Here is a 16,522-nt window from a genome sequence, read left to right on the forward strand (position 1 = left end):
TGCCCGCGCGTTTCAAACCAGAGAAATAACAGGATAAGAGAGGAATATGGCTGTGAATGACGTCGTAATCGTATCGACCGCCCGCACCCCGATCGGACGCGCCTATCGCGGGGCCTTCAACGACACCGGTGCCGCGACCCTCGGCGCGCTTTCGGTCCGCGAAGCCGTGCGGCGCGCGGGGGTCGATCCGGCGGAAATCGAGGACATCATCATGGGCGCCGCGCTTCAGCAGGGCGCGCAATTCTTCAACATCGCCCGCCAGATCGGACTCGCCAGCGGCTTCGGCACCTCGGTTTCGGGGATGACGCTCGACCGGCAATGCTCGTCAGGCCTGATGGCGATCGCGACCGGCGCAAAGCAGGTTGCCGACGACGGCATGGAAGTGGTGGTCGCGGGCGGTCTCGATTCGATCAGCCTTGTCCAGACCAAGCATATGAATTTTCACCGCGCCGAAGACACGAACGTCACCGCGGCCGCCCCGCATATCGGCATGCCGATGCTCGAGACCGCCGAACTCGTCGCGGAGCGCTACGGTATCGGCCGCGAGGCGCAGGACGCCTACGCGCTGCAGAGCCAGCAGCGCACCGCGGCGGCGCAGGCCGCGGGGCGCTTCGCCGACGAAATCGTGCCGGTGACGGTCGAAATGCTCCGCACCGACAAGCAAAGCGGCGAGACAAGCAAGGTGTCGGTCACGCTCGACGCCGACGAGGGAAATCGCCCGGGCACGACGCTCGAGGGGCTCGCCTCGCTCGCGCCGGTGCGCGAGGGCGGGACGGTGACAGCCGGGAATGCGAGCCAGCTATCGGACGGCTCGTCGGCGTGCGTCCTCATGAACGCGAAGTCGGCGGAGCGGCGCGGGCTGCAGCCGCTCGGTATCTACCGCGGCATCGCCGTCGCGGGCTGCGACCCCGAGGAAATGGGAATCGGCCCGATCTTCGCGGTCCCGCGCCTGCTCGAACGGCACGGGCTCAAGGTCGACGATATCGGCCTCTGGGAACTCAACGAGGCTTTCGCGGCGCAAGTGCTGCCGTGCCGTGACCGGCTCGGGATCCCCGACGAGCGGCTCAATGTGAACGGCGGCGCGATTTCGATCGGCCACCCCTATGGCATGAGCGGCGCTCGGCTCGTCGGCCATGCGCTGATCGAAGGAAAACGCCGCGGCGTCCGCTATGTCGTGATCACCATGTGCGTCGGTGGCGGCATGGGCGCCGCCGGCCTGTTCGAGGTCGCCTGATGGGGCCCGCCGAGCGTCTCGCGCAGCACCTGCTTCCGGTTGTCCGGGTCGAGGGCGAGGATCTGCGCTATGCGATCGACGATCGCCTCGCCGCTTATGACTGTCCGGGCGTGAGCGTCGCGGTGATCGAGAATGGCGAGCTCGCCTGGGCGGCGGGCTATGGCCGCATCGAACCGGGGGGCGCGGCGGTCGACGCCGACACGCTGTTCGCCGGCGCTTCGATCAGCAAGCCGGTGACCGCGATGATCGCGCTCCGCCTCGTCGAACGGGGGCTGCTGCGTCTCGACGAGGATATCAACGGCCAGCTGACGAGCTGGAAGCTCCCCGAAAACGCGCTGACGCGCGAGGTTCCCGTGACGCTGCGCATGTTGCTCGGTCACCGGGCCGGAACGACCGTCCATGGCTTTGGCGGGACATTCGGACCGCATGAAATGCCGACGGTCCACGACATATTGGAGGGACGCGCGCCGGCGCGCAACGAGCCCGTCCGGGTCGACAAGCTTCCTGGCGGCGATGCGCGCTATTCGGGCGGCGGCACGACGATCGTCCAGCTGATGATCGAGGAAGCGACGGGGAAGTCTTTTGCCGAGGTCGCGCAGGAAGAAATTTTCGAACCGCTCGGCATGACGCGGTCGACCTTCGCGCGCCCCTTGCCCGGGGCGCTGCAGGCGAATGCCGCGGTGGGCTACGAGAATGGCGAGGTCATTCCCTATCGCTACAGCTCGACCGCGAGCCTCGCGGCGGGCGGTATCTGGACGACGGCAAGCGACTATGCGCGCTTCCTCATTGCCGCGCGCGACGCGGCGCGCGGGGGGCGGCCCGATCTGCTTGGCGGCGAGCTCGCGCGGGAGATGATGCGCCGCGAGGGAACGAATGAATTCGGCCTCGGCTGGTCGCTGGTCGGCGAAGGAGACGAACGGCGTTTCGGCCATGGCGGGTCGAACCCCGGTTATCAGTGCGAGAGCTTCCTTTACGAGGGGAGCGGCAAGGGCGCGGTCGTGATGACCAACTCCGAATCGGGCCTCATCTTTTACTGGGAAGTGTTCAACGGGATCGCCGATCTCTACGGCTGGCCGGGCTTTCTGCAGCCGCCGAAACGCATCATGACCATCCCGCCGTCGGATTTCGCCCTGTACACAGGCGATTTCGATATTGTGAGCGGCGTGGAAATGCCGCTGCTCCGGATGTTCGTGAGCGACGGGCGGCTCCGGAGCGAGATTCCGGGCATGCGGGCAGGCGTTCAGGATGTGCTGCTCGACGACCGCGGACGCATGTTCAATCGCAATTCGCCGTTCGAGAGCGAACTCGTCCGCGACGCCGACGGCCGCGTCGTCGAGATCGTCGCCTATGTCGGCGGGACGACCGAAATCATGCGCGCGAAAAGACGGGGGACATCATGAAGCTCGAGATCGAACGGATCGACGCCCGGGAATTGCATCTGCCGCTCGAGGAACCGCGCGCGATCGCGCGCGGGGTCCAGACCCACGCCGACGTCATTCGCGTCGAGGCGATCAACGGCGCGCAGGTCGGCCGGGGCGAGGCGAAGCCGATGGAACATTATGGCGACTCGATTCCCAATGCCCTGTCGCAAATCGCCTCGGTGCTGCCGCTCCTCAAGGGCGGAATCAGCCGTGCCGGGCTGCTCGATATTCTCCCGCCCGGCGGCGCGCGCAACGCGCTCGATGCGGCGCTTTGGGATCTCGAGGCGAAGCAAAGCGGCTGCGACGCCGCCGGGATCGCCGGTCTCGCCCCGCTGGGCAAGATCGTCACCGCCTACACGATCCCGCTGAAGTCTCCCGCCGAAGCCGCGCGGATTGCCGCGCGCGAGCGCGATAGGCCGCTGATCAAGATCAAGCTCGGCCATTATGACGAGGATCGGGCGCGGCTCGAGGCGATCCGCGGCGCGGCTCCGGGCGCGACCCTCGTCGTCGACGCGAACGAGGGCTGGACGCTCCGCCAGCTCGAGGAGATGGCGCCCGTCGCGCGCGACCTCGGGGTCCGGCTGATCGAACAGCCGCTGCGCGCTGCGGATGACGCCGTGCTGGACGATCGCGATTTCGGGATACCGCTTTGCGCCGATGAAAGCTGCCATACCCGCGCGTCGCTTGACGAATTGGCGGGCCGCTATGCCTTCATCAACATCAAGCTCGACAAGAGCGGCGGCCTGACCGAGGCGCTCGAACTCGCGCGTGCGGCGAAGGCGCGCGGCTTCGGGCTGATGGTCGGGTGCACCAATGCTACGACGCTCGGCATCGCTCCGGCCTTCCTCGTCGCGCAGCTTTGCGACTTTTGCGATCTTGACGCGCCGCTGTTCCTTGCCGGCCGCGAGGCCGAGGAGCTCGCCTATGACGGATCGAGCCTCGACTGGTCGCTCAGCCGCCGGTGGGGCCGCCCATAGCGCGGGCGACGGCCTCCCCGGCGAGCAGGACGAGCGAATCGCGGATCGGGATCCCCGGCGCGGGCGGTGCGAGCATCGAAAGTTCGGTGCAGGCGACGAGAAGCGCATCGCATGACGATGCGAGCGCGCCCGCGAGCCGGGCATAGGCGGCCTCGGCCTCCGGCGAGCGCCCTTCGGCCTTGACCGACCGGATGACGTCGAGGAGGGCCTGCGCATCGGCGCCCTCGGGATGGATGGCGGTCAGGCCGCATCCGGCGAGCGGCGCCTCGTAGAGACCTGTGAGCCGGACCGCGGGCGATGCGAGGAGGCCGATGCGGGCGGGAGAGCCGGGGAGCGCGTGCATCGACCGCGCGGCGATCCCGACCATGTCGAGAAGCGGTATCGCCACCGCCTCCATGATGCGGGAATGATAGTGATGCGCCGTATTGCAGGGCATGACGAGGAAGTCGGCCCCGGCATCTTCGAGGCAGCGCGCCATGCGCTGCAACTCGGGGGCCGGATCCGCGCCATCGCCGTCGATCAGCGCGCGTATCCGCGACGGCACCTGCGGATTATTGTCGGTGATGACGTGGATATGGCCGTCGTCGTCCGCGGCCGGGGTCGCGTCCAGCAGCATCTGCTGGAAAGCGACCGCCGCCCGCGGCCCCATGCCGCCGATGACGCCGACCGTGCGTGTCACGCGATATAGCCCGGAAGGTCGAAAGCGTCGGGATAGCCGAAGAGCGCCGCCGAACCGCCGGTGTGGAGGAAGACGATATTCTCGTCCTTTGCGAACCGTCCCTTGCCGACGAGGTCGATCAGCCCCGCCATCGCTTTGCCCGAATAGACGGGATCGAGGAGGATGCCCTCCTGCTCGGCGAGCAGCTTGATCGCCGCGATCGTGCCCGGCGCGGGAAGGCCATAGCCTTCGCCGATATAATCGCAATTGGCGACGACTTGCTCGCGCTTCACGGCGCCGGGAAGGCCGAGAAGATCGGCCGTCTTGCCGCAAAGCGCGAAGACCGATTCTTCCTGCTTCTCGCGCGGCGCGCGGACGCCGATCCCGAGCACGGGGATGCCGCTATTGAGGGCGGCAAGACCGGTGACGAGGCCCGCCTGGGTTCCGGCGCTGCCCGTGCCATGGACGATATGATGGATCTCGATATCCATCGCGACCACCTGCGCGAGGATCTCGAGCGCGGCATTGGCATAGCCGAGGGCACCCACCGCGTTCGAGCCCCCGCCGGGAATGATATAGGGGCGCGCGCCATCGGCGCGAAGCCGGCTCGCAAGCGCTTCCATCTCGGCATTCATGTCGGCGCCGCCGGGGCGCTCGGAGATCGTCGCGCCATGGAGCTGATCGAGCAGGACATTGCCGTTCAGCCGGTAGGCGCCATCGGTCTTGCCGGTCCGGTCCTCGAGCAGGATATGGCAGCCGAGGCCGAGCTTTGCGGCGGCGGCGGCGGTCTGGCGCACATGGTTCGACTGGGTGGCGCCCTGCGAAATGATGGTGTCGGCGCCCTGGGCCAGGGCCTCGCCCATCAGGAATTCGAGCTTGCGCGTCTTGTTGCCGCCGGTCGAAAGACCGGTGCAGTCGTCGCGCTTGATCCACAGCCGTGGTCCGCCGAGCAGTTTCGTGAGTCGATCCATCGGTTCGAGCGGCGTCGACAGATGCCCGAGGCGGACGCGGGGAAATCGGGAAAGTTGCATAATTTGCTCCAGGACAGCCATGGCGGGAATGCGCATGGACAGAATTGACAGTCTTGATCCGGGTGCTACGATATAAACAATGTTCATATTTGCAAGAGGGAGCGTAGGCGAATGAGGCAGCGGGAGACCGGTCGCCGGGGTCGGCCTTTCGAAGGGCCGGGGATCGGGCAGCGGTGAAGAAGGTTCATCGCCTTGCCGACTATGCGCCGCCCGCTTACCGGATCGAATCGATCGGCCTCGATGTGGCGCTCGATCCGGACCGCACCATTGTCGAGGCGATGCTCGATATCGTCAGCGCCGATGCGACCGGCACCGGGACGCCGCTTGTGCTGGACGGGGTGGGGCTCGAGATCGAGACGCTGCTTCTCGACGGCAAGCCTCTGGCACCCGATCGCTATCGCTACGACGGCGAGAAGCTCACCATCGAAAATGTTCCCGCCGCCTTCCGCCTCGAAAGCCGGGTTGCCGTCTGTCCCCGGACGAACCGGTCGGGAAGCGGTCTCTTCTTCCTCGACGGCAAGCTGGCGACGCAATGCGAGCCGGAAGGTTTTCGCCGGCTGACCTTCTTCGCCGACAGGCCCGATGTGCTCGCGCGTTATCGCGTCCGGCTCACCGCGGACGAAACGGCGTTTCCGACCCTGCTGTCGAACGGCAACCTGCTGGTGACCGGACGATTGTCGGGCGGCAAGCACTGGGCGCTCTGGGACGATCCCCATCCGAAGCCGAGCTATATTTTCGCGATCGCGGCCGGGCGCTTCGAAACGCTCGGGGAAGATTTCGTCACTGCGTCGGGCCGCAAGGTGAAGCTTGCCATGCTCGCCGGCGAGGCGGCGATCGGCGATTGCGCTTTCGCGCTCGCAGCCCTCGCTCGCGCGCTGCGCTGGGACGAGGAGGTTTTCGGCCTCGAATATGATCTCGAGCGCTATAATGTCGTCGCGCTCGAGGGATGGGCCGGCGCGACCGAGAACAAGGGGCTCAACATCTTCGGCGCCGGGGGCATCCTCGCCGACCCCCGGATATCGACCGACGACGAGCTCATCACCATCGAACGGGTCGTCGGACATGAAGTGTTTCACAACTGGACCGGCAACCGCGTCACCTGCCGCGAATGGTTCCAATTGTCGCTGAAGGAAGGGCTGACCCGCTACCGCGACCAGCTCTTCATGGAAAGCCGGCTGGGCCGGGGCGCATGGCGGATCGAGATGGTGAAGGCGCTTCGCCGCAACCAGTTTCCCGAAGACGACGGTGCGGCTTCGCACCCGGTCCAGCTCGCCGAATATAGCGACATCGACAATTTCTATTCGAACACGATCTACGACAAGGGCGCCGAACTTATCCGGATGCTCGCCGCGCTCGTCGGCGAGGAAAGCTTCATCCGCGCGGTCCAGCTCTATCTCGAGCGGCACGACGGCGAGGCGGTCACGATCGACGAATTTCTTGCGGCGATCGAAGCGGTGTCGGGCCGCAAGCTCGGCGCGTTCCGCCGCTGGTATGAAAGCGCGGGCCGTCCCATTGTCAGCGCCGAGGGCGAATATAGGCCCGAGGCGCGGCAATATGTCCTGACCTTGCGGCAGCGAATGCCCGCCGGCGGCGCGAGCGAAAGCGCGCCTCTCCTGATCCCGGTTCGCGCAAAGCTGGTCGGGCCCGATGGCGCCGCCATGGGAGCCGAAATCCTGCTCGAGCTCGGCGATCACGAACAAAGCTTCGTGTTCGACGACATCGATGCGCCGCCCGTTCCATCCCTGCTGCGGGGCTTCTCGGCCCCCGTGTCGATCGCACCGTTCCTCGATGCCGCGGCGCTTGGCCATCTCGCCGCGCATGACGACGACCCCTTCGCGCGCTGGGACGCGGTCCAGCGCCTCGGGGTGGACTGCATCCGGGCGCTCGCGGCCGACGCGGCCTCGCCGCCCGGCGGAACGCTCGAGCATGTTTTCGCGGCCTGCCTTTCCGATCGTGAGATCGACCCCTTCTTCGCCTCGCAACTGCTGACCTTGCCCGACGAACCGGTGCTAAGCGAAGGCCTTGCCGTCATCCCGCTCGATGCGCACCAGATGGCCCGACAGCGCCTTCGCCGCGAAATCGCCGGCAATCTCGAAGCGCGGCTCTGGGCGCGCTATGCCGAACTCGGCGACGAGATGACGGGAGGCTTCGATCCGGTCGCGATCGGGCGCCGCAAATTGCGCAATATCTGCCTCGAATGGCTTTCGGCGCTGGGGCGCCCCGACATCGATGCGCTGTGCCTCAGGCAGGTATGCGAGAGCGGAACGATGACCGACAGTTTTGCGGCGCTGTCGATCCTCGTCGATCGCGATTGTCCCGAGCGCGATGTCGCGCTCGGCTGGTTCCACGAGCGATGGCAGGGCAGGCCGACGGTGATCGACAAATGGTTCGGCGTGCAGGCGCTGTCGCGGGCGCCTGGCGCGATCGACCGCATCATCGGCCTCGCCGGCCATCCCGATTTCGAAACCGACAATATGGCCCGGCTTCTCGCCTATTATGGCGGGCTGTTCCGGCAAAACCGCGTCGCGTTTCACGACCTCAGCGGCAAGGGCTATGCGTTCCTCGCCGACACCCTGCTGGCGATGGACGCGCTCGGGCGCGGGGGAGCGGCATGGGTGATGCCGCAGATCAACCTGTGGCGCCGGCACCAGGAGCCCCGGCAGAAGATGATGCGCAGCGCGCTCGAGCGGGTCGCGGGAACAGCCGGGATCAGCAGGGGCTTGCGCGAAGTGGTAGAGGGAGCGCTTCAATGACACGCAGCGTCGTGGAAACCGCCGAGGCCGTGCGCGCGGGTGCGATCAGTGCCGAGGCGGTCGTGGCCGAAGCCTTCGAGCGGATCGGGCGGACCGATGCGTCGCTCAATGCCTTCGTCGCGCTTGATCGCGAGCGCGCCGACGCGCTTGCTCGCGAAATCGATGCCCGGGTCGCGAAGGGCGAAGATCCGGGGCCGCTCGCGGGGGTTCCGGTCGGCGTGAAGGATATGGAGGATTGCGCCGGCTTTCGCACGACGCAGGGAAGCTGGTTCCTGCGCGACGCGCCCGTGCGCGACCGGGATTCGCACCATGTCGCGCGGCTTCGCGCCGCGGGGGCGATCCCGATCGGAAAGACCGCAACGGCGGAATTCGGCATGGATTCGGCCACCAACACGAAGCTTTTCGGCGTGACCCGCAATCCCTGGAATGCCGATACGACGCCGGGAGGCAGCAGCGGCGGCTCTTCGGCCGCCGTTGCCGCCGGGATGGTCCCGCTGGCGACCGGCAGCGACGCCGCCGGCTCGATCCGCGAGCCCGCGGCTTTCACGGGTCTCGTCGGCCTCAAGCCGAGCCATGGCCGTATCGCGAAGGAAAATGGCTTTGCCAACTGGTCGGTGCGCGGGGCGCTGACGCGGACGGTCGCCGATACTGCGCGCTATCTCGATGTCGCGGCGGGCCCTGACGATCGCGACCGCCAGTCGCTGCCGGCGCCGGGCTATTCCTATGAAAGCCGCATCGAGACGCTCGACGTCGCCGGGCTGCGCGCCGTCTGGTCCGCGGACCTGGGCTATGCGGTCGTCGAACCCGAGGTTGTCGACATCGCCCGGCGCGCCGCCGAGCGGCTGATTACGGCTGCGAAGCTCGTCGAGGTCGCAAGCGATTTTCGCCCGGTCAATGTCTACCGCCATCTCGGCGCGATCCAGCTCGTCAATCTCGAGGCTGATTTTACCGCGCAGGGTATCCTGCCCGATGGTTTCGATATGCTGAGCCCGCAGGTGCAATATTTCGTCGACCTGATGCGGCGTGAGGCGGCTAGCATCGACGTCAAGAGAAGCTGGGCCGAGATTCACCGTCTCGAGCAGCAGGTCGCGGGTTTCTTCGCCGACCATGATCTCCTTATGACCCCCGCCACCGCCTGCAGGCCTTATGCGGCGGACGGGCGCATTCCCGACCTTGTCGACGGCAGGGATGCGAGCGAGGGGGGCGCCGAGCCTTTCGGCGCGATGGCCAATATCTGCTGGAATCCGTCGATCTCGATCCCGGCGGGCCTCACCGCGGACGGGCTGCCGGTCGGCTTGCAGATCACCGCGCGCCGCCACCGCGACGACATTCTTCTTCGCCTGGCCCGGCTGCTCGAGCGCGAATGGCCCTGGACGCCGCCACCGGGGTACGAATGACATGCCGCTCGATATATCCATTGTCGGCCGCGAACTGGATGCGGTCGAGGTCGATCTGACCGCCCGCCGCTCGCTCGCTTTCGCGGCCGGCATCGACGATCCGGCGGAAGCTGGACTGCGCTGCGAGATCGCATCGCCCTTTCAGTGCGCCGCCTTCGAGTGGCTGAGCGCCGGCGGGACACCGCCCGGCACGCTCGGCCTCACGAACGAGGAGGCGGCGCGCGTCGTTCATGCGGCGCAGGATTCGACATTCCTCCGGCCGCTCCGGACGGGGCGGCGCTACCGGATCGTTCCGAGGATCGTCGCGGCGCGTAACATTCGCGCGGGCGCGCTCGTCGAGACCGAGGTGCTGACGATCGATGCCGGTGATGATGCGCCGGTGATCCGGACCCTGTCGTCGGCCATCTATCGCGGAACGCCGCTCACCGGTGCGGCGGGCGAGGGCCCCGTGCGCGCCGCAGTCGCCGCCGCGCCCCTGACCGAAGCGATAATCGTCCCGGTCGACCGGTGGTTGCCGCATATCTATACCGAATGCGCCGATATCTGGAATCCGATCCATACCGAACCCGATGCGGCGCGCGCGGTCGGCCTACCCGATCTCATCGTCCACGGGACCGCGCTGTGGGCGCTTTCGGGCCGTGCACTCGTACGGCGTTTCGCCGGCGGCGACAGTGCCCGCGCCGCCTCGCTGGCCGGGCGCTTTGTCGGCATGGCCTTTCCCGGCCGTCCGCTGACCCTGCGCCATGGCCATCCGGACGGGGCAGGGGATATCGCATTCGAGCTCGTCGACGGCGAGGATCGCCCTGTCGTGGCGGCGGGCCGGCTCAGCCTCCGCGGCTGAGCCGGGCTATCAGGCCGCGTCGTTCGCGGCCGGGATCGCGCGGCGTTCGATCCGCCGGCGGATGACCTCCTGCCGGGCGCGGGTGATCGGGAAGCGCATGATGATCAGGCTGGCCGCGAGCAGGCCGATCGCGGGTATCACCAGATAGCAGACCAGCAGGCTCATATTGGCGGCGGCGTCATTGACGCCCCCCACCTGATAATTTGCCGCGCCGAGCACCGCGAAAGCGATCCCGGCGCCGGCGGCCATCGCCGCCTTCATGATCAGCGTGTTGAAGGCGAAGAATTTGCCGGCCTTGTTGATCCCGGTCTTGAGGATGTCATAGTCGACGACGTCGCCGAGGATCGCCGCCGGGGCCGCATTGGACGGCGCGTTCATGAAGGCGCCGAGGCAGGTAATGAGGATCATCGGGAGCATCGCCATCTCCTGCGAGACGAACAGCAGGATCAGCGGGCGCGTCAGCACGTCGCAGGTCATCCCCAGCGCCCAGGCGCGATGCTTGCCGATCCGCTCGATGATCCTGAGCCAGATCGGCATCGCCGCGATCTGCACGACGAAGAAGAGGATCATCAGGAAGGGGAAGATCGAGCCAAGCTTCATATAGTCGGTCATGACCATCATGATCGTCGACAGATACATGCCCTGGCCGAGCCCCCAGCAGCCGATAGCCGCGAAGTAGAGCCAGAGCGGCCTGTTGCGCACGACGGCCTTGACGAAGATGCCGAGCGACGACGGAGGAGCGGGCGGCGCATCGCCGTTCGGGACGAGGAACGCCGCCAGAAGGACCGCGGCCGGCATCAGCAGGGCGTAGAGCCAGCCGATCGCGGTCAGCGTCGTTCCGGTGATTGCCGTTGTCTGCGTGAGGCTGAAGAGCAGGAGCGGCAGAATCCAGAAAACGAGGCTTCCGGAAATATTGCAGATCGCGACATAGGTCTGGATCCGCGATCGCTCCATATAGTTGCGACTGAGCTCGGTGGACCAGGCGTTGCGGGGAATCTCGAAAAAGGAAAAGCCGATATAGAGCGTGAATGCCCAGACCCCGAAATAGACGATGTCGGCGTCGGCTGGCGGACGGAAGAGAAAGAAGACCGAGAGCGCGCACATGATCGCGGCGGCGATGAGCCAAGGCTTGCGTTTTCCGAGGCGCGACCGCGTGCGGTCGGACAATATCCCGATTACCGGATCGATGAAGGCGTCGGCCAAGCGGCTGATCGTCGTCACGAGCGCGATCTGGGTAAGCGTGACCGCGGTGTTTGCGGCGTAGAAGGTCGGGATGACGATCGACAGCGGCAGCGCGATGAAGGCGTGCGGCAGCGCGGGCAAGGCGAAGAGGGCGATTTGCCGCTTCGGCAAGGGTGCGGGGGAGCCCGCGGTCGCGTCCTGCTGATGATCCATGTTGATTCCTGACGCGTCGAGGGCTGGAATGTGAACTATGTATATATTGTGACGGCGGTCAAGCGGCTTCTCAAAGGGCGGGCCGGACCTAGTCTCTTGCAGGCTGCCAGGAAAGATATTCTCGTCGCGGCTGCCGCCTTGCTATGCGCCACCTTCCGCCAGCTCGGCACGCCGAGCCGGGACTTCAACGGTTGGCGATGGATCGTGCCGTTGTGCCGCTTTGCCGCCCGGCGGACGAGCCCCGGCTCGCCGCCATTTCGGCGCACGCTGGAGGCACAGTCGAGGTACGATCATCTGAAATCCCTATTCCAACTATATGTATGATATGCGCAAATCCGGTCTTGATATATACGACGTATATTTTTAAGTGAGCCGTGAGGCGGCACCGGCGTGGGGGCCGGCGCCTCGGCAATCATCGGGCATCGCCGACCGCCAGCATTGGCCAGCCATTGGATCGCAAAGGGGCGTTTGTGATGACGGGAGAGGTTTTCGTGTCGACGGCGATGGTCGACGCGAATCAGCGCAGCGACTTCTGGCGCGAGGTGACGAAGCCGATATTCGATACGGTGCCATTCGGCGATGCGGGCGGGCCGCTGCTCGAAGGATCGGTCCGCACCCGGCCGGTCGGTTCGATGCTGGTGGGAAGCATCATGTTCAACGCGCAGCGCTACCATCGCGATCGCCGGACGATCGTGCAGAGCGGTCTCGACGACTATCTGATCCAGATTCTCACGTCGGGGCGCCTGACGGGCGATTTCGACGGGCGCGATGTCTCTGCCGTCGAGGGCGACATCTGCATTCTCGACCTCGGGAAGGCCCTCCGGAGCGAGGTGGGCGCAGGCAGCCGGCGAACGATCGGGTTGCCGCGGGCCGCGCTTGCGGCCGCGACCGGCCATGCCAGTCTGCACGGTACGGTTCTGCGCCGTTCGGCGTCGCTGACTCCGCTCATCGCGGCGCATGTGGAAACCCTTGCGGAGATGGCGCCGGGCCTCACCGGCGTCGAGGCCGCTGCGGCGGAGGAAGCCCTTGTCGTCCTCATTGCCGCCGCCATACGCGGAGAAGATGCGGCCGCCGTTCGCTCGTCGTCGTCGACGCTGCGGACCCGGATCGTCGCTTTCATCGACGATCATCTGGGTTCGCCCGGCCTGTCGGTCGAGCTCATTCTCGAGCGCTTCCGGGTGTCGCGTGCCCACCTCTATCGCGCTTTTGCGGCCGAAGGGGGCGTAGCAAAAGTGATCCGCGACCGCCGGCTCGACATGGCATTTCGCAAGCTCACCGCGACCGGATCACATGCTTCGATTGCCGAAACCGCGCGTAACCTCGGCTTTTCGAGCGGCAACCAATTCCTCCGCGCCTTCCGTGCGCGCTATGGCCTCACGCCGAGCGAAGCGCGGGCTTCGCTTCTGGAAAAGGGGCCAGCCCTGCTGCCCGGGCTCCAGGCGCATTTCCACGCCACGCGGCTGCGCCTGCCGCCTCGGTGACGGCGTTGGTGCCATTCGCATAGCAGTTCCCGACGGCGAATAGTCGCCGTCTTCATTCTCGGTGCTTCGGCTCGCGGTCGGGCAAGGGATTGCTTCGGCTATCCGCCGGCCTTCGTCCGGAGCATCGGAAATGAGACAAGAGGATGATATAAAGGAGACGCTACGCCGATCATCGTCTTGATTTTAAAGAATTTATTGTCCTTATTGCTTGAAATCCGGTGATGGATTTTCATTCACTAGGGGGCGGTGTGATCAGTCGAGATGCGAAACATGCGAGGCCCGGGATGGCTGAACATCCCGAGCCTCGCGCGCCATGGGTGCCGACCCTGACGGGCATACCCATTCTGCGCGGCCCGGGCGGGTGCCTCGGGAATTGAGCTCGGCACTCACCTGAACAGCAGAATTTCCAGTGGATCGGGCCCGCCCATTTGGGCGCGGCCCTTGCCGGATGCGCGTGCATTGAAAAAGGGGCGAGAATGACGGGTGCGAAGATCAATGCGGGATTCCTTGGGAACAAGCTGCATCGCTCCTCCCCGACTTGCGGCGCCGTCCGCCTGCTGTCCGGCGTTTTGCTTGCCGCAGTCGCCATGATGGCGATGCCTTCGCCCGCGCAAACCGGCGATGAGGGCGGTGCCGACGCGGTGTCGATCCAGTCCGGCGGTCACGCGCCCGGGCCTTCCACGGGACGGAGCAACGACCCGGCCAATTCCATCAATGCATATCATCGGGGCGGGAAATGAGCAGCACAGCTATGGCCTGCGGCAAGAGCGCAAAGGCAAGGACGATCCCGTCCATGGTCCTGGAAGGTCTCGCGGAGGCGAAGAAATGCCTCGTCGCATTCTTTCTGTTCGCGAGCGGGCTTCTTCTTCCGTTCTTGATCTCGGTTCCGGCATATGCGCAGCAGACGCCGTTCCCGGACTGCAGTACCTCGGTCTATCTCGGGCAGAATATTCCCACGCAGCTGTTCCGTGTGAACACCGCGACCAATCCATTTACTTACCCGGCCATCGGAGCCGCCTATTCGGGTAATTACAACGCCATCGCCTACAATCCGGCGGACAATTTCATCTATGCGGTGAACCGGCAGGCCGGCCAGAATATCCAGCTCCTGCGTATCGGCTCGGGCGGCGGCGTCGTCGTCCTCGGGGATCTCATCGGCAGCATCAACGCGACGCCGGGGGCCCCCATCGCGGGCGAAATCGGCGCCGACGGCTTCTTTTATCTCAAGCATGGCGACAGCCAGGTTTTCAGGATCAATCTTGCGACGCGGGTCGCAAGTTCTCCGATAGTTATGTCGCAGGCCCGCGGCACTTTGGATCTCGCTTGGTACAACGGACTCCTCTACGGGCACGACGGAACTTCTCTCTACACGATCAACCCTGCTAATGGCCAAGTACAGGTGAAGGGCGCGTCGAATCATGGCTTCGGCGGCATGGTCAGCGCGTCTAACGGCATCTTCGGGATCGACAACAACGGCGGCTTTTATCAGATCAATCCGCAAACCGGTGCCACGACGCTGATTTCCGCGTCTCCTACCACGACCAATAATGACGCCGCCCATTGCCTCGACGCCCCGCTGCAGTTCGGTGCCGACCTCTCGATCACCAAGACCGACAACGCCACTTTCTATATACCGGGCGCGAGCCGGACCTACAGCATCGTCGTGCGCAATAACGGGCCGTTCGGCGTCCAGGACGCGCTGGTCAGCGATCCTTTGCCCAGCGGGATCACCTCGGCAAGCTGGACGTGCGGCGGCGCCACCGGCGGCGGCTCATGCGGGCAGGCGAGCGGGACCGGAGCCATCGTCAACCGGCCGGTGAACCTTCCGGTCGGAGCCACCGTCACCTTCACCACGACGCTGCAGATACCGGCAGGCCGGACGGGGCTCCTCAGCAATGTGGCCACCGTCACGCCGCCCGACACGGCGCTCGACTCCAACATGGCCAACAACACGGCGACCGACGTCGATGCGGTGGTGGCGATCTCCAAACAGCTTTTTGCCGAGAATGGCTCGATTGCGAATTTCGCCGAGCCCGGCGAGCAGCTGACCTACCGGATCACCCTGAGCAATCCGGGCAGCGTTGCTGTCACCGGCTATAGTGTCATCGATACGCTCGATCCCAATACGAGCTTCGTCAGCGCCAGCGTCGGCGGCGTGGCGAGCGGCGGCAATGTGACCTGGACAGGTCTGGCTATCCCGGCCGGGGGCTCCCTTGCACTCAATCTCGTCGCTTCGGTGAACGATCCATTGCCCGCCGGGCTTTCGCGGATCGCGAATATCGCCCGGGCTCCCGGCGGCCCCGTGCCGCCCTGTCCATCGGCTCAATGCGTGCAGACCCCGATCGCTACGTCCGTTACCTATAGCAAGAGCACAAACGCAACGAATGCGAGGATCGGCGACGTCATAAACTATACGCTGACGGCCCGGGTTCTTCATTCTGCGACCACCGGCATCGTCACGCTCACCGACACGCTCGGTGCGGGCCTCGATTTCACGGCGGTGACCAGCGCGGGAGCGTTCACCTGTAATGGAGCGAGCCCGCTGGTCTGCACCTTGCCGGCTGGCACCGCGGTCGGCACGTACAGCCTGACCTACACCGCGACGGTCAATGCCACCGCCACGGGCAGCGTCACCAACGCCGTCGTCGGCACGGGCGGCGGCGGGGGCAACCCGGCCTGCGCGGGCGTCTGCGGCACCAACACGCCGCTCGTCGCGCCCGAGGTCGTCTTCGCCAAGTCCGCGAGCACCGCGGGGCCGGTGAAGGCGGGCGACGTCATCACCTACACGCTGACCACCACGATCGCGAACTCGAAAACCACCTCGGATGTCGTCCTGCTCACCGACACGCTCGGCACGGGCATCGACTTCACCGCGGTCACCAGCGCGGGCCTCTATACGGTCGACGCCTCGGGCGCGCCGGTGGTGCGCTTCACCCTGCCGGCGGGCACGGGCCCCGGTACCTATGCGGTGAGCTATACCGCGACGGTGAACGACCGGGCGAGCGGATCGGTCAGCAACGCCGTCGTCGGATCGGGTCCTGACCAACCGACCTGCACCACGGGTTGCGGTACCGAGACGAGCGTCGAGGATCCGGTCGTCACCTATTTCAAGAGCGTCTCGGCTCCCGCGGCGACGGTGAAGGAAGGCGACACGCTGACCTATACCCTGACCGCCACGGTCGCAAATTCCGCGACCACGGGCGTTTTCACGCTCACCGACACGGCCGGCGCCGGCCTCGACTTCGGCGCGGTGACCAGCGCAGGCGCCTTCACCTGCAATGCGGCGGACCCGCTCATCTGCACCTTGCCCGCGGGTACTGCGGTCGGCACCTAC

Annotated in this window: 12 protein-coding genes; 8 read left to right on the top strand and 4 right to left on the bottom strand. The window is 66.0% G+C overall.

The features are described 5' to 3' along the window. The first annotated feature begins 52 nt into the window (after window positions 1-52). From VN047_RS13805 to VN047_RS13815, 3 genes are read left to right on the top strand one after another with little or no spacing between them, the layout of a single operon-like run. Window positions 53-1,234: an acetyl-CoA C-acyltransferase gene (locus VN047_RS13805; protein WP_325543631.1), complete on the top strand. Its 1,182-nt coding sequence runs from the start codon at window positions 53-55 to the stop codon at window positions 1,232-1,234. Continuing rightward, window positions 1,234-2,634: a serine hydrolase domain-containing protein gene (locus tag VN047_RS13810; RefSeq protein WP_325543610.1), complete on the top strand. Its 1,401-nt coding sequence runs from the start codon at window positions 1,234-1,236 to the stop codon at window positions 2,632-2,634. Before VN047_RS13805 ends, VN047_RS13810 begins: the two co-directional genes overlap by 1 nt. After that, window positions 2,631-3,632: a dipeptide epimerase gene (locus tag VN047_RS13815; RefSeq protein ID WP_325543612.1), complete on the top strand. Its 1,002-nt coding sequence runs from the start codon at window positions 2,631-2,633 to the stop codon at window positions 3,630-3,632. Before VN047_RS13810 ends, VN047_RS13815 begins: the two co-directional genes overlap by 4 nt. Here VN047_RS13815 and VN047_RS13820 read toward each other — a convergent pair. After that, the gene (locus VN047_RS13820; protein WP_325543614.1) at window positions 3,607-4,311 is read right to left on the bottom strand and encodes an aspartate/glutamate racemase family protein; all 705 of its coding nucleotides are present in this window, start codon (window positions 4,309-4,311) and stop codon (window positions 3,607-3,609) included. The genes VN047_RS13815 and VN047_RS13820 overlap by 26 nt on opposite strands. After that, window positions 4,308-5,321 carry a D-cysteine desulfhydrase gene (locus tag VN047_RS13825; RefSeq protein ID WP_325543616.1) on the bottom strand — a complete coding sequence of 338 codons (1,014 nt, stop codon included), beginning with the start codon at window positions 5,319-5,321 and terminating at the stop codon, window positions 4,308-4,310. Before VN047_RS13825 ends, VN047_RS13820 begins: the two co-directional genes overlap by 4 nt. A gap of 173 nt (window positions 5,322-5,494) precedes the next feature. Between VN047_RS13825 and pepN the strand changes: the two genes are divergently transcribed. The 3 genes from pepN to VN047_RS13840 are packed head-to-tail and all read left to right on the top strand — an operon-like array spanning window position 5,495 to window position 10,312. After that, window positions 5,495-8,074 (top strand): aminopeptidase N, encoded by a 2,580-nt coding sequence (gene pepN, locus VN047_RS13830; protein WP_325543618.1) that lies wholly within the window; start codon window positions 5,495-5,497, stop codon window positions 8,072-8,074. Continuing rightward, window positions 8,071-9,471, top strand: coding sequence for an amidase (locus VN047_RS13835; protein ID WP_325543620.1), 1,401 nt, complete (start codon window positions 8,071-8,073; stop codon window positions 9,469-9,471). The genes pepN and VN047_RS13835 overlap by 4 nt, the downstream gene beginning before the upstream one ends. A 1-nt stretch (window position 9,472) precedes the next feature. Next, entirely contained in the window at window positions 9,473-10,312 is an 840-nt protein-coding gene (locus tag VN047_RS13840; protein WP_325543622.1) for a MaoC/PaaZ C-terminal domain-containing protein, read from the top strand. Window positions 10,313-10,321: 9 nt separating this feature from the next. On the opposite strand, the gene VN047_RS13845 is transcribed toward VN047_RS13840, so the two are convergent. Further along, entirely contained in the window at window positions 10,322-11,707 is a 1,386-nt protein-coding gene (locus tag VN047_RS13845) for an MFS transporter (RefSeq protein ID WP_325543624.1), read from the bottom strand. Between the two features lie 473 nt (window positions 11,708-12,180). Between VN047_RS13845 and VN047_RS13850 the strand changes: the two genes are divergently transcribed. Further along, complete coding sequence (locus VN047_RS13850) at window positions 12,181-13,188, top strand: helix-turn-helix domain-containing protein (RefSeq protein ID WP_325543625.1); 1,008 nt, start codon at window positions 12,181-12,183, stop codon at window positions 13,186-13,188. A 386-nt stretch (window positions 13,189-13,574) separates the two neighbouring features. Here VN047_RS13850 and VN047_RS13855 read toward each other — a convergent pair whose 3' ends face one another. Then, window positions 13,575-13,853, bottom strand: a complete 279-nt coding sequence (locus VN047_RS13855) for a hypothetical protein (RefSeq protein ID WP_325543627.1) — start codon at window positions 13,851-13,853, stop codon at window positions 13,575-13,577. 128 nt (window positions 13,854-13,981) lie between these two features. Between VN047_RS13855 and VN047_RS13860 the strand changes: the two genes are divergently transcribed. Continuing rightward, window positions 13,982-16,522, top strand: a 2,541-nt coding sequence (locus VN047_RS13860) for a DUF6923 family protein (protein WP_325543629.1), incomplete at its 3' end; no start/stop codon positions are given.

The sequence above is a fragment of the Sphingopyxis sp. genome, from assembly GCF_035565275.1.
Classification (GTDB): Bacteria; Pseudomonadota; Alphaproteobacteria; order Sphingomonadales; family Sphingomonadaceae; genus Sphingopyxis.

Coding starts and splice junctions, on each gene's coding strand:
- VN047_RS13810 (WP_325543610.1), top strand. CDS start 1,234: ATGGGGCCCGCCGAGCGTCTCGCGCAGCACCTGCTTCCGGTTGTCCGG.
- VN047_RS13815 (WP_325543612.1), top strand. CDS start 2,631: ATGAAGCTCGAGATCGAACGGATCGACGCCCGGGAATTGCATCTGCCG.
- VN047_RS13825 (WP_325543616.1), bottom strand. CDS start 5,321: ATGCAACTTTCCCGATTTCCCCGCGTCCGCCTCGGGCATCTGTCGACG.
- VN047_RS13835 (WP_325543620.1), top strand. CDS start 8,071: ATGACACGCAGCGTCGTGGAAACCGCCGAGGCCGTGCGCGCGGGTGCG.
- VN047_RS13850 (WP_325543625.1), top strand. CDS start 12,181: ATGACGGGAGAGGTTTTCGTGTCGACGGCGATGGTCGACGCGAATCAG.
- VN047_RS13840 (WP_325543622.1), top strand. CDS start 9,473: ATGCCGCTCGATATATCCATTGTCGGCCGCGAACTGGATGCGGTCGAG.
- VN047_RS13845 (WP_325543624.1), bottom strand. CDS start 11,707: ATGGATCATCAGCAGGACGCGACCGCGGGCTCCCCCGCACCCTTGCCG.